The organism is Streptomyces canus (assembly GCF_041435015.1).
GTDB lineage: Bacteria > Actinomycetota > Actinomycetes > Streptomycetales > Streptomycetaceae > Streptomyces > Streptomyces canus_G.
The window spans coordinates 9,994,706-10,014,433 of the sequence record NZ_CP107989.1 but is presented as its reverse complement, the minus strand read 5'-3'; the positions used below and the strand labels follow the sequence as shown (position 1 = coordinate 10,014,433).

Below are 19,728 nucleotides of genomic sequence, written 5' to 3'. Positions count from 1 at the left end.
CCCCGAGGAGAGCAGAGCATGCCGTCCTACTTGTCGCCCGGCGTCTACGTCGAGGAGGTGGCCAGCGGCTCGCGTCCCATCGAGGGGGTCGGCACGTCGGTCGGCGCCTTCGTGGGGCTCGCCCCGACCGGCCCGCTCAACGAGCCGACGCTGGTGACCAACTGGACCCAGTACGTGGCGGCCTTCGGCGAGTTCACCGACGGGTACTACCTCGCCCACTCCGTCTACGGCTTCTTCCAGAACGGCGGTACGGCGGCCTACGTCGTCCGCGTGGGCGGCTCCGCCGAGGACGCTGCAGTGGGCGGCTCCGGGCCCGCCGCGGTGGGCGGTTCCGCCGCCCGGGGCGCACTGCCCGCGGCCGAGCCCGCGCAGCTCGGCACGTTCACCGTGACGGCCAACGCCCTTGGCAGCAGCGGCCCCTTGAGTGTCGAGGTCGCCGACCCGGAGGGCGACGGCCCGGCCGAGCGGTTCAAGCTGATCGTCAAGGACGGCGACAAGACCGTCGAGAGCTTCGACGTGACCGCCAAGAAGGGCGGCCGCAACTACGTCGTCACCCAGGTGAAGGAGCGTTCGAGGCTCATCACCGTCGCCGAGGCCGCGCCGGCCGCCCAACTGGTCCGCCCCGACAACCAGACGGTGGCCCTGAACGCTCCGGCGCCCGCACCCGCCGTACCGGACAAGGCGAGCGAGGGCTCACATCCCGGCCCGGCGCAGTACCTCGGCGACTCCGCCGACCGCACCGGCTTCGGCGGTCTGGAGGCCGTGGACGAGATCTCCATGGTCTCCGTCCCCGACCTGATGGCCGCCTACCAGCGCGGCGCGATCGACCTGGAGTCCGTCAAGGCCGTTCAGCTGGGGCTGATCGCGCACTGCGAGTTGATGGGCGACCGCGTCGCCGTCATCGACCCGCCGCCCGGCATGAACGCCCGTCAGATCCGGGTCTGGCGGCAGGAGACGGCCGGCTACGACTCCAAGTACGCGGCCCTTTACTACCCCTGGATCAAGAGTTTCGACCCGGCGAGCGGCCAGACCCGGATGATCCCGCCGAGCGGTCACGTGGCCGGCATCTGGGCCCGTAACGACTCCGAGCGCGGCGTGCACAAGGCGCCCGCCAACGAGGTCGTACGCGGTGCGGTCGACCTGGAGACCCAGATCACCCGCGGCGAGCAGGACCTGCTCAACCCGATCGGCGTCAACTGCATCCGTGCGTTCCCCGGCCGGGGCATCAGGGTGTGGGGTGCACGGACGCTGGCGTCGGACCCGGCGTGGCGCTACCTGAACATCCGCCGGTACTTCAACTACCTGGAGGAGTCGATCCTGATCGGCACCCAATGGGTGGTGTTCGAGCCGAACGACCACGCCCTGTGGGCCAGGATCCGGCGCAACATCTCGGCGTTCCTGGTCAACGAGTGGCGCAGCGGCGCCCTGTTCGGCCAGCGGCCCGAGGAGGCCTTCTACGTCAAGTGCGACGAGGAGACCAACCCGCCGGAGTCCGTGGACCTCGGCCGGGTCGTCTGCGAGATCGGCGTCGCGCCGGTCAAGCCCGCCGAGTTCGTGATCTTCCGGCTGGCCCAGTTCTCCAGCGGCAGCGGGGAGTTGGAGGAGTAGCCCTGGCGCTGCGGCAGCCCCGACGTCGTTTTCACCACCCTCAGAAGGACAGCGAAACGCATGAGTCTCCAGCCGGGTGACGCCCTCACCTCACACAATTTCGGCCTGCAGATCGACGGCGTGATGGTCGAGTACCTCGCCGAGGTCAACGGCATGAGCATCGAGCAGGACGTCATCACCTACCAGCAGAACACCCCCAACGGCCAGAATGTGCCCAAGAATCTGCCGGGCGTGAAGAAGAACGGCAGCTGCACCGTGGTCCGCGGTATGACCCAGTCGGCGTCGTTCACCCAGTGGATCAACCAGTCCATCTCCGGCCAGATGACGACGGCGCGCAAGAACGCCTCGATCATCATGATGGACTTCCAGAACAACCCGGTGAAGCGCTACCACCTGCGCAACGCCTGGTGCAGCAAGATCGACGCGAGCACGGTGAAGGCGGGCGAGGCGTCCGCGCTGACCGAGACCGTGACCATCGTGTTCGAAGAACTGGTCATCGAGTAATGAGGCGTACGGCTTCCAGGGCCGGCGCCGCCGTCGCGTCCTCCGGCGCTTTCGCGGCGGAGGCGGAAGCGGAGCTGCCGGGGCCGGAGGCGACACCGGCCCCGGCGGCCACCGCCACCGCGCCCGCCCTCGCCCAGCAACAGCAGTCCCTGCGCACGGAGTTCCCCTTCCAACTGCCGCGCGGATACGTCGACGAGTCCGGCACCGTCCACCGGGACGGCGTGATGCGGCTGTCCACGGCACGGGACGAACTCGTGCCGCTGCGGGACGTGCGCGTGCAGGAGAACCCCGCGTACCTGTCGGTGGTGCTGCTGGGCCGGGTCATCACGCGCCTCGGCGCGCTTCCCATGGTCCACGACGGGATCGTGGAGAACATGTTCGCCTCCGACCTGGCGTTCCTTCAGGACTTCTACCGCCAGATCAACGCGGAGGGGCACACCCGTGCCGCCGTGCAGTGCCCGCACTGCGCCGAGCCCTTCGAAGTGGAACTCGGCGGGAGCCGCCTGGGGGAATCGTGACGTACGCGACCGACCGGCTGCACGAGGAGATCGCGTACGTCGCCTACCACTTCCACTGGAGCATGGACGAGATCCTCGACCTGGAGCACCAGGACCGGCGCCGTTTCACGCAGGAGATCGCGTCCCTGGTGACGCGGGCCGGGGCGGAGGGCTGAGCGGTGGGGTTCCTGGACCGGTTGCGCGGACGGGGTCAGTCCGAGGGAGCCGGGCGCGCGACGGCGCCCGTCCCGGGGACGGACGTGGCACGTACGGATACGACGCGTCCGGATGCAAAGGGGGCGGAAGCGACGGTGAGCGGTGCCGTCGCGGCCTCCTGGCCCGCGTTGCCGCCGATCCAGCGGGTGCTCGGGGCGACGGGGGGCGCCGTCGCGGATCCAGGGTTCGGCGGACGGCTGCCGACGTGGCAGAACCCGTCGTTCATGGCTACGGCGTCCCACTCGGTCCTGGACGGACAGTCGAGCGCGCTGCTCGCCGGCTCGGCTCCCCGCACGTCGGCCCGACCGACGCCGGGCCTCGAACGCCCTGCGGCCGCCTTGCCGTTGGCGGGCTCCGAGCCTGTGGTGCAGCGCGTGCCGGCGGTGCCTCTGCGGGCGCTTCCGCCGGAAGGAGCCACGGCTTCCTACGGTGCGGCGGCTCCCGTGGCCGCGCCCTCGGTTCAACGTGCGGTCGGCACACCTGTCCCGGCGAAGGCTCCCGCCCTGTCGGCGGCGCCCGCTTCCGGGCTCAGGGTGACGCCTGTTCCGGCCGGACCGGCGCCCTCCCGGCCGGGAGCACCCTTCACGAGGGCACAGGCCGGACCGGCCGCGGTACAGCGGCGGACACTTCCGGTGGCCCGGCAGGTCACCGCGCCCAAGGGCGGAACGGGAAGCAGCGACGGTACGTCCGGCGCGAGCGCGAGCTCCGCGCCAGGCGGGGCAGGCGGGGCAGGCGGGGCAGGCGAGCCTCCGTCGGCATCCGGTCGGGCGGCGGACGGTCGCGACGACAGCCGTACGGTCCCCGAAGGGCTGCGACCGGCGGCCGACGCCACAACCGCCGTACAGCGGACATCGTCGACGGGCGCGCCCGACACCACAGCACCCGGGACCAAGCACAGCCCTGTCCGGAGAACGACGACACCGAAGTCCGCGCCCGCGCGGGAGAGTTCGGGCGGCCCTACGCCCTCGTCGGCCACGCCCTCTGACACCGTCTCCACGCCCCAGAGCCCGGCGCCCACGCCCGCCCCTGGCAAGGCGACGCCCGCAAACACCCCAGCCACGCCGGTACAGCGCGCAGCAGCCGCCCCCGGCAACACCGCCGCCACGCCCCCGAGCCCGGCGCCCACGCCCGCGCCTCAGAAGACGGCACCCGGGAGCACGGCGGCCGCGCCCGGCAACGCCGCCTCCACGCGCCGAAATCCGGCGCCCACGCCCGCCCCTGGCAAGGCGACGCCCGCAAACACCCCAGCCACGCCGGTACAGCGCGCAGCAGCCGCCCCCGGCAACACCGCCGCCACGGCCCAGATCCCGGCACAGACTCCCACACCTGGCAAGGCGGCACCTCAAAACAGCACACCCCCGCCGGTACAGCGCACAACGGCCATGCCCGCCGACACCGCCTCCTCGCCCCAGAGCTCCGCACCCACTGCCGCACCCGGCAAGGCCGCACCCGGGAACACCCCACCCCCGCCGGCACAGCGCACAGCCGCTACGCCCGGCGACCCCGCCTCCGGGACTCAGAGCCCGGCGCCCGCTCCCGCATCTGACAAGGCTGCACCCGGAAGCACCACACCCGCACCGGTGCAGCGCAAGCAGGCAGCCGTTCCCAGCGCCACACCGCAGCGGACAACACCCTCAAGCAGCATCCCCAGCGACGCCACCTCCGAGGCCCGGCACACGCTGCCCGCGACCGCCACGCCCCTGCCCGTCCAGCGGCAGCAGGCCACCCCGGGCAGCTCCCCGGCGTCCTCGCACGGGCCGGCCCCCAGCCCCTCCTCCAACTCGCCCCGTCCGGCGGCTTCTTCGCCCAGCACGCACCCGCCCCTCCAGCGGCAGTCCATCTCCGAAAGCGCCACCACGACCTCCCACACCACGCCCACGGACCGGCCGACCCCCAACTCCCCCAGCTCCCCCGGCCCGCTCGGCACCCCCGTACAGCGGGCCCCCCAACCCTCAGCGCCGACATCCCGGGCCAACTCCCCCCGCCCGACGCCCCCTTCACCGGGCACCGCACCACCCGTCCAGCAGCAGGCCACCCCCAGCAGTGCCCCGGCCTCCTCGTACGCCGCGCCCACGGACCGTCCCCCGAGCACCACCTCCTCCAACACCGCGCGCCCGACGCCCCCTTCGCCGGTGCAGCGACAGCAGTCCACCCCCGAAAGCGCCACCACGACCTCCCACACCACGCCCACGGACCGGCCGACCCCCAACTCCCCCAGTTCCCCCGGCCCGCTCGGCGCCCCCGTACAGCGGGCCCCGCAACCCTCAGCGCCGTCCTCCCCTCGCCCGACACCGACCGTCCAGCGAAGCGTCGCGCCACGGGCCGGTCTCGGCGCGCCGATCGCTTCGCGCCCCGTCCCATCAAACGCGGGCACCTCCGCGAGCCCGACGACCGACCCCGCCGCACCGAATTCGGCTACTCCCCAACCCGCCCCATCGAGTTCCGCCACCGTGCAGCGCGCGTCGGCAAACCGGCAGAGCGCCCCCGCGACACCGCCGAACCCGGCCCCCCACACCACGTTCGCGGCCTCGCACTCGCGATCCATCGGGCCGAACTCCGACCCGACTATGCCCAGTTCACCCGTAACCCCGGGCGCGGGAAGCGCCACACCGTCCTTCCCCGCCGCGTCGGCTCCCCCAGCCGTCCAGCGCGCGGCATCCGCTCCCCCCGGCGTCCAACCGGCCCCGTACTCCTCGACGTTGCCCCTCCCTCACGTCCAGCGCACCCCCCGCCGCTTCCCCCTGGGCGCCCCCATGCCCTCACCCGCCCCCGATACCGCTCCTCTCAAGGGCTCTCCCGCCCCGGCGGCTCCGCCCCTGCCCACGGTGCCCCTCACGCCCGTACCGCATCACCCGTCGGCGCAACACCCCACAGCACCGGCCACGACGACCGCCACGACACCGGCCGCCCTCTCGGTCCAGCGCAAGACCACCCCCGTCACTGAACCCGCCCCCGGCACCACCCACACCCCCCTCCCCGTGGCCCCCCTCACCCCTCCCCCTGCTCCGGCCACGGCGGATTCCCCCGCCTCCCCGCCCGTCGTCCAGCGCTTCTGGAAGAGCAGCAAGTCCAAGTCCCAGCACACGCCCCCCGGCCACAGCGCCACCGGAGCCCTCGCGGCGGCCGCCGCGGTCACCGTCGGTGAGACGCTCAGCAACCGCATCTCGCCGGCGGCCCGACCGCACCACGCCGATACCCCGCCGCCGTACGAACCGCCCACCGGCCCTTCTGCCGACGCCTCCCCGCCCGAGTACACGGCGGTCCCAGCCGGCACGTTCGACCCCCGGGACCTCACCGACTTCCAGCTCGACGAGCTCGTCCACCGGATCATCGGCCGGGTCACCCGGCTGGTCCGCACCGAACTCCGCATGGACCGCGAACGGATCGGCAAACTCCGCGATCCCCGGCGCTGACCACCAACCATCAACCACCGAAGACTGACCGCCCCCACCCCCCTCCCCCAACCGCCAGCCCGCCCAACCCAGTACGACAGAAAGGGCAGCCGCGATGTCCAGCAAGGACCCGGGCTCCACCATCTGGTTCACCCTCAGCATCGACGGCGAGAGCCTCGGCTACTTCAATGGCTGCGAGGGGCTGTCGTCGCAGGTGGAGGTCGAGCAGCGCCAGGAGGGCGGGAACAACGGGTTCGTCTGGCAGCTGCCCACCCGCGTCACCTTCTCCACCATCCGGCTCACCCGCCCCCTCACCCCGGACACGGCGAAGGTCGCCAAGTGGATCTCCTCCGTACAGACCGGCATCAACCGGCCCACGGCGCAGATCTCGGCGCTGCGCGCGGACGGGTCACTGATCGCCCGGTGGGGGCTGATCGACGTACTGCCCGTCAGCTGGCAGGGCCCCACACTCGATCCGGGCAGCCCGGCCGTGGCCAACGAGGTCCTGGAGATCGCCCACCACGGATTCACGGACTGACGGCGCCGGACGGCAGAGAGGAAGCACCATGGCCACAGGCAGCAAGGGCGGCGCCGGCAAGAGTCTCGTACGCGCCAACCTCGCGATCCACGAGCCCCCGACCGGCACGACCACCAGGCCGGGCGCTCTGATGCGCAGGTTCAGCTTCGAGTTCAACCCGGCACAGCTGTCCCTGACCCAGCGCGCCCAGTGGAAGGCGACGCCGACGATGGCCGTGCGGGACGGCTCGAAGCCGGAGTTCATGGGCGCCGAGCCGCGGCAGATGACCCTGGAGATCTTCCTGGACTCCTCGATGAAGCCCACCGGCAACACCGTGATGAAGAAGGTCGAGTCGCTGTTGCTGTGCTGCGAGGTGACCGCCAAGAGCATCGCCGCCAAGCAGCCGTCGCCGCCCTGGGTGGTCTTCGAGTGGGGTTCGTTCTCCACGGCGCGGTTCACCGCGTACGTCTCGTCCATCGAGGCGCAGTACAGCCTGTTCGGCACCACAGGTGTCCCCATCCGCGCCACCTGCCAGGTGTCGCTCACGGAGATCCCCGGCCCGACGCAGGGTCAGAATCCGACGTCCGGCGCGCTCACCGCTCAGCGCGTGCACCGGGTCGTCGCGGGGGACTCGCTCCAGTCGCTGGCCTGGAGCGAGTACGGCAACGCGAGCGCCTGGCGGGCGATCGCCGAGGCCAACGGCATCGACGACCCGTCCCGCCTGCCGACCGGAACCGAACTCATGCTGCCCGCAGCCGAGGAGGTGCCTCACTGATGGTGCGGCACGCGTTTTCCAGCATCGTCGAGGTCAAGATCGGTGGCGCGAAACTGCCCTCCGACATCGCCCCGATGCTCGTGGAGGGCTGGGTCGACCAGGGCGTCGGTGTGCCCGCGGCGTTCCGCCTCACCTTCCGCGACCCCTACCGTCTGGTCCTCGGCAAGCTGAACGTGCAGTTCGGCACCAAGGTCGTCATCACCCCGATCGCCGACGGACAGGGCATCGGCAACCCCCTGCTGACCGGCGAGGTCACCGGCCTGGAGGCCGACTACGACGGCACCGGCAGTTTCACCGTCATCCGCGGCTACGACCACGGGCACCGCATGCTGCGCCAGCGTCGCGTGGCCGCGTACCGCAATCAGAAGGCCTCCGACATCGCCCGCAAGCTGGCCGGCATGGACGGCGTGTCCATCGGCCGCATTCAGGCGACGAAGGGCACCTACGCGTTCATCAGCCAGTCCAACGTCACCGACTGGGACTTCCTGTCCCGGCTCGCCGACGAGAACAACATGGTCATGTCCCTGGACGCCAAGGGGAAGTTCCAGTTCGTCACGCCGAAGCCGTCGGCGGGCGCGCCCTCCCCGAAGACGGACGGTGACAAGAGCACCTTCGTACTCCAGGCCGGCCACGACATCCTCCGGCTGCGGGCCGCCGTGACCGCCGCCGACCAGGTCGGCAAGGTCGAGTCGCGCGGCTGGAACGTCACCACGAAGAAGAAGATCACCGAGCTCGCGCCCGCCACCACCGACCCGGGCATCAGCATCGGCTCGACGCCCGGCGAGGCGGCCGGCAAGTTCAAGGCCGCCAAGCTCGTCGAGACCGCCAACCCCTACGACAAGCAGGACGAGGTCCGGCACGCCGCGAAGGCCCTGGCCGCCGACATCACCTCCTCCTTCGCCGAGTTGGAGGTCGCCGTCTACGGCAACCCCGACCTCAGGCCCGGCGTACCCGTGGCTCTCGCCGACGTCGGCAAGCCCTTCGAGGGCAAGTACACCGTCACCTCGGTGCGTCACGTCTTCGGCGACGGCAAGCACTACGAGTCCTGGATCACGGTCAGCGGCCGCCAGTGGCGTTCCCTGTACGGGCTCGCCTCGGGCGGCAGCGGCGGTGCGGACCCGGCGAGCGCCGCCCGGCTGCCCAGCGTCGCCAACGCCATCGTCACCGACGTGCAGGACCCGCTCAAGCAGGGCCGGGTCAAGCTGCAGTTCCCGTGGCTGGACGACGCCTACGTCAGCGACTGGGCGCGCACCGTGCAGATGGGCGGCAAGGACGGCGGCGGGGTCTTCCCCATGGACGTCGGCGACGAGGTGCTCGTCGCCTTCGACCGGGGCGCGCTGGACCACCCGTTCGTCATCGGCGGCCTCTACAACGGGCGGGACGTGCCCACCAAGGTCTCCGACGTCCCCCTGCACGACGGCCTGAAGAAGAAGGCCGTACGGCACACCCTGTCCGACCGCCAGGGCAACCGCGTCGACCTGCTCAGCCAGCAGACCGGCCGGCGCAAACAGGGCGTCAGGATCGCCAGCGGGAACGACAAGCTGGTCATCAACCTCGACCGCACCCAGACCGAGATCACCGTGGACAGCAAGGGCAGCGTCAGCATCACCGGCAGCCGTTCGGTGTCGGTCGAGGCGGGAACCAGCCTCCGGCTGCGCGGCCGCCAGTCCGTGATGATCGAGAGCGGCGGCCCGCTGACCCTGAAGGGCAAGGGCCTGGTGACCCTCTCGTCGCTGGGCGGCGCGGTTGAGGTCAACGCGATGGGCGGCGCCATGAACCTGTCGTCGAGCGGCATCACGTCGATCAACGCCACCGGCATGGTGTCGGTCAACTCCGTGGCAAACGTGAACATCAAGGCCGTCAAGGTCGATCTCTTCGGTGCCGTGTTCGTCAACACCATCAAGTACCCCCTCCCGGCATGACCGGAGCACATGACCGGAGCACCGGAAGAAGGAAAGCAGGTGGCCCCTGATGGCCGAACAGTTCGTCGGCTCCGGCTGGGCATTTCCCATGCGCATCGGGCCCACCGGCGGAATCGCCCTCGTCAGCGGCGAGCAGGAGGTGGAGGAGGCCATCCGGCTCGTCCTCGCCACCGCGCCGGGTGAACGGCCGATGCGGCCCGACTTCGGCTGCGCGATCCACGACCTGGTGTTCGCCCCCGTCAACGAGCAGACGGCGGGACGCATCCAGCACGAGGTGCTCGTCAGCCTGGACCGCTGGGAACCGCGGATCGCAGTCGAGGAGGTCGAGGTGACGGCCGGCCCCGACCAGAGCGTGCTGTTCATCGACGTCCGTTACTCGATCCGCGGCACCAACAACCCGCGCAGCCTCGTCTTCCCCTTCTACGTCATTCCGTCCCACGACGAGCCGGACAGCCCCGGCACCGGCGGCACGGCCGGTTCGGCTCCTGAAAGCGACCACTGATGGCCCTGCCCTCCCCCAACCTCGACGACCGCCGCTTCCAGCAGTTCGTCGACGACGCCAAGCGCTACATCCAGCAGCGCGCCCCGGAGTGGACCGACCACAACGTCTCCGACCCCGGCGTCACCCTCATCGAGACGGTCGCCCACATGGCCGACCAGCTCGTCTACCGGCTCAACCGGGTCCCGGAGAAGAACCACCTGGCGTTCCTGGACCTGGTCGGCATCACCCTCTTCCCGCCCTCCGCCGCCCGCACGGACGTGACGTTCTGGTTGTCGGCACCGCAGGAGGAGGCGATCGCCGTGCCGGTGGGCACGGAGGTGGCGACCGTGCGCACCGAGAGCGAGGACGCGGTCGTCTTCGCCACCGAGCGCGAACTGAGCGTCGTACCGTGTGAGTTGCGCCAGCTGCTGGTGCAGCACAAGGGCGAGCCGGCGGTGGACAGGACGCACGACCTGACCGAGGACGACAAGCACCTGCTGTGCTTCTCCGAGTCCCCGGACTCCGGTGACTGCATGCTGCTGGGGCTGAGCGCCGCCGTGCCGCACTGCGCCGTCGCACTCGATCTGGACAGCCGGGTCGACGGCGTCGGCGTTGACCCGCGGCAACCGCCGCTGGTGTGGGAGGCGTGGACCGCGGACGGCTGGCAGCCCTGCGAGGTCGACCGGGACGGCACCGGCGGTCTCAACCGCCCCGGCGAGGTGGTCCTGCACGTCCCCGGGGGCCACGTCCTGTCCCGCAACGCGGGCCAGGAGGCGGGCTGGTTGCGCTGCCGGGTCACCGAGCCCCTGCCCGGCCAGCCCTTCTACACCACCTCGCCCACCATCCGCGCCGCCGAGGCCTTCACCATCGGCGGCACCACACCCGCCGTACACGCCGAGACGGTGTACGACGAGTCGCTCGGCGAGTCCACCGGGCTGCCGGGGCAGCGGCTGCGGCTGGAGCACGCGCCCATCGTCGGCGACGACCCACCGGTACTGCTGCAGAGCGCCGAGCACGACGGCTGGGTGGACTGGCAGGTGGTCCCCACCTTTGCGGGCTCCGGCCCCTACGACCGGCACATCGTCCTCGACGCGACGACCGGCGAGATCGCGTTCGGTCCCGCCGTGCGGGAACCCGACGGCACCCTGCGCCAGTACGGCACGGTCGCGCCCAAGGGCTCCCCGGTCCGCGCCCGCCGCTACCGCACGGGCGGCGGCCGCGCCGGGAACGTGGCGCGGGGCGCGGTGCAGATCCTGCGCACCTCCATCCCGTACGTCTCCGAGGTCGTCAACCGCGAGGCCGCACGCGGCGGCGTCGACGGGGAGACGGTCGAGGAGGCGAAGGTCCGCGCGCCGATCACGCTGCGCGCGCAGGAGCGGGCGGTCACGCTGAGGGACTACGAGGAACTGGCCCGCCGCGCCGCGCCGGAGACCGCCCGCATCACCTGCCTGGAGGGCGAGGAGACCGAGTACGGGGCGTACGCCGTACGGGTGCTGGTCGTCCCGCAGGCCGTCCCCGACCCGGGCGGCCGCCTCCGCTTCGAGCAACTGGTCCCCGGGGACGCTCTGTTGGACCGCATCACGCGCCACCTGGACGAACGCCGCCTGATCGGCACGAGGCTGGCGGTCGGACCGCCGTACTACCAAGGCGTAACGGTCGTGGCCACGGTCCACGCCTTCCGCGGCGTCGACACCGACAAGGTGCGCCGCGACGCCCACGACGCCCTGTACCGGCACCTCGATCCTCTTACCGGCGGGGCGAGCGGCACGGGCTGGCCGTTCGGTCGGCCGGTGCAGGCCGGCGAGGTCTTCGCGGTGCTGCAACGGGTGCCGGGCGTGGAGCTGGTAGACGAGGTGGTCCTGCACCCGGCGGATCCCCTGACGGGCAAGCGGGGCGAGGCGACGGACCGTATCGATCTCTCGGCCCCGTCCCTGGTGTTCTCCTTCGACCACCGCGTACGAGTGATCGGAGACACAGAGGGGGCTCGCGGATGAGGGGCTCGATCGACGGTCTCGGGTCGTCCGCGCCGATCGGCATGATGCTGCCCGCGGTCTTCGCCGACGACGACCTGGCCCAGCGGTTCGTGGGCGGACTCGACGAGGTGGTCGCGCCCCTCCACAACGTGCTCGACTGCCTGGACACCTACTTCCGTCCGTCCCTGGCACCCCTCGACTTCACCCAGTGGCTGGGCAGTTGGGTGGGCGCCGAGACCGACGGCAGCGAACCGGCGGAGCTCCTGCGGGCCGCGGTGGCCGCCGCGGCGTACCTGCACCGCGTCCGGGGCACCAGACGCGGCCTGTCGGAAGCGGTCAGGCTCGCCTTCGGCGTCGAACCGCAGATCACCGAGAGCGGCGACGCGACCTGGAGCGCCCGCCCCCTCGACCGCTTCCCCGGCAAGCCGCGCCCCGGCCTCCACGTCCACCTGCGCCTGCCCGAGCCCACCCCGGCGGACCACCACCGCCTGGACACCCTCGTCGCGGCCGCCCGCCCCGCCCATATGCCGTACACGGTCCAGGTGACCGCCGCCTCCTCCACCGAAAGGACTCCGTCATCATGACGACCACCCACAACTGCGCCGAATGCGGAACCCGCGCGGAACCGGGCCAGTCGTTCTGCGACGGCTGTGGTGCCGTGCTGAGCTGGACGGACCGTGCGGGTGAGGCCGGGAGCGCCGGTGGCCGGGCCGACGGTCCTGCCGGCCGGGCCGACGGCGCGTCGGGCGCCGACGGATCCGACGCCGATCCGGGAGCGGCACCGTCAGCCGCGCCGCCGTCCGCATGGGGCACTTCGGTGTCGTCCTCCGCCCTCGCAGCCTCTGCGTCGCCGCACACTCGCTCCACGGGAACGTCCGGGCACGTTCCCACCAGCACCCCGGCCGCCTCCGGAGGCTCGGGCAACGGGGGCCGCGGCTGGGACGCCTTCGCCGGAGCGGACGGGAGCGCGGGCCTGAGCCGCGGCCAACGGGACCTCATGGGCGCGTACACGGCGACCGCGGAGGCCGACGCCCCAGACCCCACTCCCCCAACCGCAGCCGCTCCGGCCGACTCCTCTGTGCCTGGTATTCCCGGCGCCTCTTCGCACCCCGCCCCGGCCGTGGACGACACGATCCCCAACGATCCCGTCCCGGCCGCGTCGCCCCCCATCCCGGCCCGCCCGACGCCCGCGGCTCCTGCGGACCCCGACGGCATGACCGACCGTGCCCGGCGGCTGCTCGTACCGGTCGCCGACCCGGACCCGCGCCCCGCGCCGGAGCCGTCCGTCGCGCCGGTGCTGCCGGGCCGCCCCGCCCCCCAACGGCCGCACGTCATACGGGCGCCCGGCGAGGAACTCGGGGCCGGCGGCGGAACGCCGTGCCCCTGGTGCTCCACCCCCAACCGGCCCGACCGGCACTTCTGCACCCGCTGCGCGATGCCCATGGCCGGCGAGACCCGGACACCGGGCCGGCTGCCATGGTGGCGGCGGCTCTTCGGCGCCGGCAACCGGGAGACCCCGTGGGCAGGCGACCGTCCCCGTCTGCGCCGTACCTTCGACCGCGTACTGAGCTGGCTGGGCGTGGCGGTGGTACTGACCCTCCTGATCGTCCTGGTGATCAACATCCCCAAGGGGGTCCAGGCGGCCAAGGACCACTTCTCCAAGCGCGCCTCGGTCCAACCGGACAGCTGGAGTGCATCTCGTTCCTTCCCGGGTCACAAGCCCGGCCTGGTCGGGGACAAGCTCAACAACACCTGGTGGGGGCCCGGCGTTTCGGAGTCCGGCCAGGGCCAGTGGCTCCAGGCCAAGTTCGACGTGCCGACCCGCCTGCTGGACCTGATCATCACCCCGGGCGTCTCCATCCGCCCCGACCAGATCACCCAGTCGGCCCGCCCGAACCGGCTCCAGGCGACCATCACCCTGTCCGACGGCAAGACCGTCACCCGCCGGATCACCCTCGACCCGGGTGCGGGCGGCCAGCGCATCCCCTTCCGTGTCGGCACGGTCAGCTCGGTCCGCTTCACCATCGAGTCCGCCACCGGAACCTCGCCGAAGAAGCAGGTCTCCATCGCCGAGATCGAGTTCTTCGGCCCGTCGAGCGCCAGATCGTCCTGAGCCTGCCGGCGGGTCGCGGGGTGCCGGAGGGCCATGGGGGGCAGCCGCGCGACCGCCGTCGCAGGGCCGCGTTCCGGTGGGCGCCGAGCGGGGGGCCGGGAGATCGACGTACCCCGCCATCCTGGTCGCCTTCCGGGATGGCCTCCGAGTTCCGCACGCTGACGGTGGTTGTGGTGCTGCCAAGGGCCCCCGTGAGCCAGTTGCTTCGCACCCCTGCACTGCACGCAGGCGCGACCTTCGCCGGCCCGCAGCGGTCAGCCCGCCTCGCAGTTCGTGATGTCGAGAGTGGCCCTCGGCTTCGGGCAACCCACTGACGCCAAACCTTCCCAGCAGTCACAGTCTCTGACTACGAGGGGACGACCAGCGTTGCCAATGCCTGTCAATCGTGCTCGGGATCCAGCTCGAACGTGAAGTAGGCGCTCAAGCAATGGGGTTTGGTCTCGCCCTCAAGGAAGTCCCAAGAGACATCTACGACTCGGACAGCGTGTTCGCGCACCTAGTCATGTGCTGCCTTGAAAGCTTCGGCAGCATTCACGCCGAGGAACAGCTTTCTGGCTATCGGGTGCACCCCGGTCTCGGCTTCTGAATCGTCGAAACCATTCGGAATGCCCAGGCAGAACGAGGAGTCCGGCATCGTGGAACCATCCTTTACGATCGGGATAACCGTGCGGACCGTCAGGGGCTGCGTTCCTGAACATGGCGCCCTATAGGACGCCGTGTGGCGGGAAAGGTTGCTCGGCGATCGTCGAGCAGATGTCCGTGTCCTATCAGCCCGAGCTGATCGGGAAGCGGCGTGGCTGACGGCCTTCCGGCCGAGGGTGTGTGGGCGACCCGCTTCACACAGATGCAGTACCGGCCCGACCTGCTCTCCGGGTTCATCGTCGAGACCGACCTGACCATGGTGCCGCCATGCCGTCACCCCGTACCGAAAACCTCAGTGGGCCCAGGAACACGAGACGACATTCATCACGCAAGAGGGATCAGAACCCCACAGGCGGCGAGTTTCACCGACTCGGACGCCGGAGCGGAGCTTGGGAACGTGAGGTGTCGGCGCCGGCTGTCCGGGAGGACGTAGGTCTTCTGGATTCTGGGCGACACTGGTCGAGTGATTGTCGAACGTGCGTATGCCCATCTCTCCTCGTACGACGAGAGTGCTTGGCCCTGGTCGGTGCCTTGTGTCCGGCAGCTGCTCGACGAAGGGCTGCGCTTCACCGCGCCGGTGACTTTTCTGGTCGGTGAGAACGGTTCGGGGAAGTCCACTCTGGTCGAGGCGCTGGCGGAGGGGTTCGGTCTGGACTCCTACGGCGGTTCCCACGACTGGCGCTACGCCTCCTCGCGTGGCAAGTCAGCGCTCGGCGAGCGGATGAGATTCGATGCGGCCTCGCGCGGGCGCCGCATGGCCACCAGCTGGTCGGCCCGCAAGGGCTTCTTCCTGCGGGCCGAGACCGCACGGGACGCCCTGGGCAGGGAGGGGTTCTCACCGGACTCGGTCAGCCATGGCGAGGGCTTTCTCGCGGCGTTCCGCCACAAGTTCCTGCACATTGGGCTGTATGTTCTCGACGAGCCGGAGGCGGCGCTCTCCTTCTCCTCGTGCCTTGAGCTGATCGGGCACATCGACCGGCTGGCCAAGGAGGGGGGCCAGATCATCTGTGCCACGCACTCACCCTTGCTGACCGCTCTGCCTGGCGCGGACATCATCGAGGTCGGCGAGCACGGCATACGCAGGGTCGCCTGGCAGGAGCTCGCCATCGTGGACCACTGGCGCCGCTATCTCGCCGACCCGCAGGCCTATTTGCGGCACATCGTCGAACCGTAGGGGTCCACCCCAACTGTCACCTGGGCAACCCACCGGTCAGGGTCGACCCGGCCGGAGTCTTCGCCGCTCCGGAGACCCGCACCGGGCTCACGCCACAATCATCGGCACATGGCCCACGAGACCCGGTTCTCCCACGTGATGCCCGGATCCGCCCACTGAAGCACTCCCCCGCCACAACTCGGCGCAACTCAGTTCAGGTGACCTGGAGTTGGGCGACCAGGCTCAAGGTGTCGGCGTTGAGCCAGTACTCCACGAACTTGCCACTCTTCACACGAAGCGTGTCATTGCCGGTGAACGTGACCACAGTCCCGGGTTCAGCCTTGGCGCCGGGAAATCCGCCCGCGTAGGTACCGGTCGCCGTCCAGCGCAGGGACGCGTACTGACCGTCGATCAGTGGACCGACTTCAACACTGAAACGCAGGTCCGGGAAAGGCGCGCGTATCTGGCGGACCATGTCCACCAGACCGTCTGCTCCTCGTACGGAGCTGCCGTCACCGCCGTCGAGCAGCGCGGCGTGGACATGGAAGCGGGGCGAGATGATGCCCGCGGCCTGCCCGTAGTCGCCGTTCCAGAGCCGGATCCACGAATCCAGCATCCCCCTCGGGTTCTTAGTACTGCAACGGTCTTTGCCGTGACTGCTGGCCAATTCGGTCGTTGGTGTGGTTATGGGTGGGGACCTTGCTGATGTCAGGCTGTGGGCGGGTGAACTGGACGCTCTGCATGAGCGGTTCGTGCACAGGTTCAACCGGGAGGAGCCACGTCAGTCGGCGCTGGCTTACATGCGGGGCCTGGTCGCTCCGCTGCAGCGCAAGAACGGCTGGACGCTGGCGGAGGAGGCCGGACACGCCGGTCCCGATCGCATCCACCGACTGCTGAACCGGATCGAGTGGGACGCCGACGAGGTCCTGAACGACGTACGCGACTACGTCGTGGAACACCTCGGAGACCGGGATGCCGTCCTGATCGTCGACGACACCGGCTTTCTCAAGAAGGGCATCCGCTCGGCCGGTGTGCAAAGGCAGTACTCCGGAACCGCCGGCCGCACCGAGAACAGCCAGATCGGTGTGTTCCTCGCCTACGCCACCGGCCGCGGACGCACGTTGATAGACCGCCGTCTGTATCTGCCCACGTCCTGGACGGACGACCGGGACCGCTGCCGGCGGGCCGGCATCGACGACCACGTCGCCTTCGAGACGAAGGTGGCCATGGCCAAGGCGATGGTCCGCCGGGCCATCACCGACCGGATCCCTTTCGGATGGGTGACGGCGGACGCCGCCTACGGCTACAGCAAGGGCTGGCGCTTCGAGCTCGAGCAGGCGGACGTCTTCCACGTCATGGCCACCACCCGGCACGACACCGTCGTCACCCGCTGGTCCATCGACCACCCCGTCCACGGCCTGTTCCCCGGCCTGCCCCGGCAGAAATGGAAACGCCGTTCCTGCGGCGAGGGAGCCCATGGCCGGCGGATCTACGACTGGGCCCGCGTCGAAGTGAGGCCCTGGCACCGCGAGGACCGCCGGCACTGGGTCCTCGCCCGCCGCAGCGTGAGCAGGCCCGAGGAGATCTCCTACTACATCGCCTACTGTCCCGCCGACACCACCCTGGACGAGCTGATCCGCATCGCGGGCAGCCGCTGGGCCGTCGAGGAATGCTTCCAGACCGCCAAGCAGGAGTGCGGCCTGGACGACTACCAGGTCCGCCGCTACCCCGGCTGGCACCGTCACATGACCCTGGCCATGGCCACCCACGCCTGCCTGACCGTCCTGCGAGCCCGACAGCTGGACACCGACAAAGCAGAAACGGATCCTCCCAGCTCATCCATCTCAGCCTCGCCGAGATCAGACGTCTGATCACCCGCCTCACCGACCGTCGTCCCACCCCGGCCGACCACATCCTGCACTGGTCAACCTGGCGACGACGACGCCAGCACCAAGCCCGCATCAGCCACTACAAACGACGCGGACACAGCCCCTGAACTGCCCAGCACTCAGAACAAGCACCGTTGCAGTATTAGAGGTCATCTCATTTGGGGGCTACGAATCCGCGAGAAGCCGAGCCATCTCGTGCAGTCGGTGCCAGTACTCAGGGTCGTCCGCTTCGCTGAGTACAGGTATGACCCGGTCCAGGCGGGCGATGCAGCGAAGCAGGCCGCTTCGACCTTGCTCTTCGAGCTCGCCGCCGTTCTTGATCCAGATGAAGACCCAGGCTGCGGTGTCCGAGTCCAGCATCACCAGGTCGAAGCCAGCCCGGTCCGCGCCAGCCAATCTGGGAGGAAAGGGCAGTGTCATGAACTCTTGGTACAGGCGCGAGACGGCCTCAAACGCTGTTTCTTTGCTCACGCGGGCCATCATGGCGCAGCTATCGGAGTTGTCTTGAGTCGGCGGTAGCAGATGAGGGTGCAGGCGAGGCTGGTGAAGGCGAGGAAGTGCTCGGCCTTGCGTTCGTAGCAGCGGTGGAGTCGGCGGCAGCCGGCAAGCCAGGCCATGGTCCGTTCTATCGTCCAGCGGTGTCGGCCCAGGCGCTGTGAGATCTCGACGCCCTTGCGGGCGATGCGGTGCTGGATGCCTCGCTGTGACAGCCATCGCCGCAGGTGGCGGTAGTCGTAGCCCTTGTCGGCGTGGAGCTTGCCGGGCTTGCGCCGGCGGGGTCCTGGGCGGGACCGGATCGGGGGGATGCCCTTCACGAGCGGGATCAGGGCCTGGCTGTCGTGGACGTTGGCGCCGGAGATGCCGACGGACAGGGGCAGACCGGTCCGCTCGGTGATCAGATGGATCTTCGAGCCGCACTTGCCCCGGTCGACAGGATTCGGACCTGTCAGGTCCCCCTTTTGAGGGCCCGCATATTCACCGAGTCGATCGCGCACCGGGACCAGTCCAGGTCGCCGCGGGCACCGAGTTCGTCGAGGACCAGGCGGTGGAGCTTGGCCCACACCCGGGCCTTCGTCCACTCGGCGAACCGGCGGTGGGCCGTCGCACCGGACGGCCCGAACGACGCCGCAGGCAACTGCTGCCACGTACAGCCCGAGGTCGCCACGAACACGATCGCGGCCAGAACCTCGCGGTCGCCGTGGCGACGCCGGCCGCCACCCTGTGGCCGCGACGGCGCCTCCGGTACCACCCGCTGGAACAGCTCCCACAGTTCATCCGGCACCAGCCGCTCAACGATCCCCGCCACGGCAGCAGCCTACTCGGCCAAATGAGATGACCTGTTAGCGGCCGTCGCGTGGTCCGCGGCCACCGCCCCGCCGGGTCCTGGTGCCCGTGACGTATCCGCCGCTGCGGTCGGCACGGTCAGGGCCAGAGCCGCGATCACCGCGGGGACGGTGAGCCTGGTCCGGCGGAGTCTCCCGCCGGCGCGGGAGGAGATGTGCCCTTGGACCTTCATGACAACCTCCGTAGTTTGACTATCTAGTTATAGTTATAGTATATAATAGCGGTGCGCGCAGCTCCGCACGCGTGCTGGTACTCGAAGGTGCACGGACCTCGAAGGAACGCACCGCAGCCGCCGTCCGACGCGTCGTGGGCCGCGGCGCCTGGGTCCCCCATGCGCGCACTATTGGCGCCCCGAGCCGAGGAAGCCGTGCAGGCGGGCGCGCAGGAGGTTGGGGTCCTTGGCAGTGGAGTACGCGGCGCTGAGGACATACACCGGCCCCCACGATGAGCCGCACTCCCCCTCCGTCGTCTTTGCCTTGGGGGGACTCGATAGTCATTTCCACGTCCGCCTGTCAATCCCCTCCGACCAGGGAGACCTTCCTATGCAGCCAACTCCTCGGTGCGGCTGGCTCGGTGGTCGTGTTCGTGCACCCCGAAGTCGGCGGCCACCTGCTCGACCGTCACACCCGGGCCGCGGTTCCTCGCGACCCGTACGACATCCTCGCGGAACGCTTCCGGATAAGGCTTGGGCACAGCGAATCC

At 70.3% G+C, this 19,728-nt stretch carries 20 protein-coding genes; 14 read left to right on the top strand and 6 right to left on the bottom strand.

Annotated features, from left to right (window positions below):
• Window positions 1–18 precede the first annotated feature (18 nt).
• The 4 genes from OG841_RS45710 to OG841_RS45695 are packed head-to-tail and all read left to right on the top strand — an operon-like array spanning window position 19 to window position 2,785.
• Complete coding sequence (locus OG841_RS45710; RefSeq protein ID WP_365123141.1) at window positions 19–1,608, top strand: phage tail sheath subtilisin-like domain-containing protein; 1,590 nt, start codon at window positions 19–21, stop codon at window positions 1,606–1,608.
• 60 nt (window positions 1,609–1,668) lie between these two features.
• A complete protein-coding gene (locus OG841_RS45705) occupies window positions 1,669–2,112 on the top strand; it encodes a phage tail protein (RefSeq protein ID WP_328635940.1) in 444 nt (147 codons plus the stop codon).
• Complete coding sequence (locus OG841_RS45700) at window positions 2,112–2,630, top strand: hypothetical protein (protein WP_328635941.1); 519 nt, start codon at window positions 2,112–2,114, stop codon at window positions 2,628–2,630. Before OG841_RS45705 ends, OG841_RS45700 begins: the two co-directional genes overlap by 1 nt.
• The gene (locus tag OG841_RS45695; RefSeq protein WP_328635942.1) at window positions 2,627–2,785 is read left to right on the top strand and encodes a DUF6760 family protein; all 159 of its coding nucleotides are present in this window, start codon (window positions 2,627–2,629) and stop codon (window positions 2,783–2,785) included. The genes OG841_RS45700 and OG841_RS45695 overlap by 4 nt, the downstream gene beginning before the upstream one ends.
• Window positions 2,786–4,341: 1,556 nt before the next feature.
• Here OG841_RS45695 and OG841_RS45690 read toward each other — a convergent pair.
• Window positions 4,342–5,433, bottom strand: coding sequence for a hypothetical protein (locus OG841_RS45690; RefSeq protein WP_371570191.1), 1,092 nt, complete (start codon window positions 5,431–5,433; stop codon window positions 4,342–4,344).
• A 91-nt stretch (window positions 5,434–5,524) separates the two neighbouring features.
• Here OG841_RS45690 and OG841_RS45685 point away from each other — a divergent pair, with 91 nt between their 5' ends.
• The 8 genes from OG841_RS45685 to OG841_RS45650 all read left to right on the top strand — a co-directional run bounded on the left by OG841_RS45685 (window position 5,525) and on the right by OG841_RS45650 (window position 13,998).
• The gene (locus OG841_RS45685) at window positions 5,525–6,238 is read left to right on the top strand and encodes a hypothetical protein (protein ID WP_371570188.1); all 714 of its coding nucleotides are present in this window, start codon (window positions 5,525–5,527) and stop codon (window positions 6,236–6,238) included.
• Between the two features lie 94 nt (window positions 6,239–6,332).
• Window positions 6,333–6,755, top strand: coding sequence for a phage tail protein (locus OG841_RS45680; protein WP_328635945.1), 423 nt, complete (start codon window positions 6,333–6,335; stop codon window positions 6,753–6,755).
• Window positions 6,756–6,783: 28 nt separating this feature from the next.
• Window positions 6,784–7,509, top strand: coding sequence for a CIS tube protein (locus OG841_RS45675; RefSeq protein WP_328635946.1), 726 nt, complete (start codon window positions 6,784–6,786; stop codon window positions 7,507–7,509).
• Window positions 7,509–9,431, top strand: coding sequence for a VgrG-related protein (locus tag OG841_RS45670; RefSeq protein WP_365123149.1), 1,923 nt, complete (start codon window positions 7,509–7,511; stop codon window positions 9,429–9,431). The genes OG841_RS45675 and OG841_RS45670 overlap by 1 nt, the downstream gene beginning before the upstream one ends.
• Before the next feature lie 49 nt (window positions 9,432–9,480).
• Window positions 9,481–9,933 (top strand): GPW/gp25 family protein, encoded by a 453-nt coding sequence (locus OG841_RS45665; protein ID WP_328635948.1) that lies wholly within the window; start codon window positions 9,481–9,483, stop codon window positions 9,931–9,933.
• The gene (locus OG841_RS45660) at window positions 9,933–11,906 is read left to right on the top strand and encodes a putative baseplate assembly protein (protein ID WP_365123152.1); all 1,974 of its coding nucleotides are present in this window, start codon (window positions 9,933–9,935) and stop codon (window positions 11,904–11,906) included. The genes OG841_RS45665 and OG841_RS45660 overlap by 1 nt, the downstream gene beginning before the upstream one ends.
• On the top strand, window positions 11,903–12,469 hold the full coding sequence (locus OG841_RS45655) for a phage tail protein (RefSeq protein ID WP_328635950.1): 567 nt from the start codon (window positions 11,903–11,905) through the stop codon (window positions 12,467–12,469). The genes OG841_RS45660 and OG841_RS45655 overlap by 4 nt, the downstream gene beginning before the upstream one ends.
• Window positions 12,466–13,998 (top strand): NADase-type glycan-binding domain-containing protein, encoded by a 1,533-nt coding sequence (locus OG841_RS45650; protein ID WP_365123155.1) that lies wholly within the window; start codon window positions 12,466–12,468, stop codon window positions 13,996–13,998. The genes OG841_RS45655 and OG841_RS45650 overlap by 4 nt, the downstream gene beginning before the upstream one ends.
• 496 nt (window positions 13,999–14,494) lie before the next feature.
• On the opposite strand, the gene OG841_RS45645 is transcribed toward OG841_RS45650, so the two are convergent.
• Window positions 14,495–14,632, bottom strand: coding sequence for a hypothetical protein (locus tag OG841_RS45645; protein WP_365123158.1), 138 nt, complete (start codon window positions 14,630–14,632; stop codon window positions 14,495–14,497).
• 471 nt (window positions 14,633–15,103) lie between these two features.
• Here OG841_RS45645 and OG841_RS45640 point away from each other — a divergent pair, with 471 nt between their 5' ends.
• The gene (locus tag OG841_RS45640) at window positions 15,104–15,814 is read left to right on the top strand and encodes an AAA family ATPase (RefSeq protein ID WP_365123160.1); all 711 of its coding nucleotides are present in this window, start codon (window positions 15,104–15,106) and stop codon (window positions 15,812–15,814) included.
• Window positions 15,815–16,007: 193 nt separating this feature from the next.
• On the opposite strand, the gene OG841_RS45635 is transcribed toward OG841_RS45640, so the two are convergent.
• A complete protein-coding gene (locus OG841_RS45635; protein ID WP_365123162.1) occupies window positions 16,008–16,409 on the bottom strand; it encodes an ester cyclase in 402 nt (133 codons plus the stop codon).
• A 70-nt stretch (window positions 16,410–16,479) separates the two neighbouring features.
• On the opposite strand from OG841_RS45635, the gene OG841_RS45630 reads away from it, so the two are divergent.
• Window positions 16,480–17,664, top strand: coding sequence for an IS701 family transposase (locus OG841_RS45630; RefSeq protein WP_365124102.1), 1,185 nt, complete (start codon window positions 16,480–16,482; stop codon window positions 17,662–17,664).
• A gap of 183 nt (window positions 17,665–17,847) precedes the next feature.
• Here the strand turns inward: OG841_RS45630 and OG841_RS45625 are convergent, their stop codons facing one another.
• The 3 genes from OG841_RS45625 to OG841_RS45615 form a co-directional block, all read right to left on the bottom strand.
• A complete protein-coding gene (locus tag OG841_RS45625) occupies window positions 17,848–18,153 on the bottom strand; it encodes a hypothetical protein (protein ID WP_328635956.1) in 306 nt (101 codons plus the stop codon).
• A gap of 8 nt (window positions 18,154–18,161) precedes the next feature.
• A protein-coding gene (locus OG841_RS45620) for an IS5 family transposase (protein WP_371571018.1) occupies window positions 18,162–18,979 on the bottom strand; the annotation gives its coding sequence in 2 pieces (ribosomal slippage) (window positions 18,162–18,640 and window positions 18,640–18,979; 819 coding nt in all).
• 587 nt (window positions 18,980–19,566) lie between these two features.
• The gene (locus OG841_RS45615) at window positions 19,567–19,719 is read right to left on the bottom strand and encodes a hypothetical protein (protein ID WP_328635957.1); all 153 of its coding nucleotides are present in this window, start codon (window positions 19,717–19,719) and stop codon (window positions 19,567–19,569) included.
• Window positions 19,720–19,728 lie beyond the last annotated feature (9 nt).

Coding starts and splice junctions, on each gene's coding strand:
- OG841_RS45710 (WP_365123141.1), top strand. CDS start 19: ATGCCGTCCTACTTGTCGCCCGGCGTCTACGTCGAGGAGGTGGCCAGC.
- OG841_RS45705 (WP_328635940.1), top strand. CDS start 1,669: ATGAGTCTCCAGCCGGGTGACGCCCTCACCTCACACAATTTCGGCCTG.
- OG841_RS45700 (WP_328635941.1), top strand. CDS start 2,112: ATGAGGCGTACGGCTTCCAGGGCCGGCGCCGCCGTCGCGTCCTCCGGC.
- OG841_RS45680 (WP_328635945.1), top strand. CDS start 6,333: ATGTCCAGCAAGGACCCGGGCTCCACCATCTGGTTCACCCTCAGCATC.
- OG841_RS45675 (WP_328635946.1), top strand. CDS start 6,784: ATGGCCACAGGCAGCAAGGGCGGCGCCGGCAAGAGTCTCGTACGCGCC.
- OG841_RS45670 (WP_365123149.1), top strand. CDS start 7,509: ATGGTGCGGCACGCGTTTTCCAGCATCGTCGAGGTCAAGATCGGTGGC.
- OG841_RS45665 (WP_328635948.1), top strand. CDS start 9,481: ATGGCCGAACAGTTCGTCGGCTCCGGCTGGGCATTTCCCATGCGCATC.
- OG841_RS45660 (WP_365123152.1), top strand. CDS start 9,933: ATGGCCCTGCCCTCCCCCAACCTCGACGACCGCCGCTTCCAGCAGTTC.
- OG841_RS45655 (WP_328635950.1), top strand. CDS start 11,903: ATGAGGGGCTCGATCGACGGTCTCGGGTCGTCCGCGCCGATCGGCATG.
- OG841_RS45650 (WP_365123155.1), top strand. CDS start 12,466: ATGACGACCACCCACAACTGCGCCGAATGCGGAACCCGCGCGGAACCG.
- OG841_RS45645 (WP_365123158.1), bottom strand. CDS start 14,632: ATGCCGGACTCCTCGTTCTGCCTGGGCATTCCGAATGGTTTCGACGAT.
- OG841_RS45635 (WP_365123162.1), bottom strand. CDS start 16,409: ATGCTGGATTCGTGGATCCGGCTCTGGAACGGCGACTACGGGCAGGCC.
- OG841_RS45630 (WP_365124102.1), top strand. CDS start 16,480: ATGGGTGGGGACCTTGCTGATGTCAGGCTGTGGGCGGGTGAACTGGAC.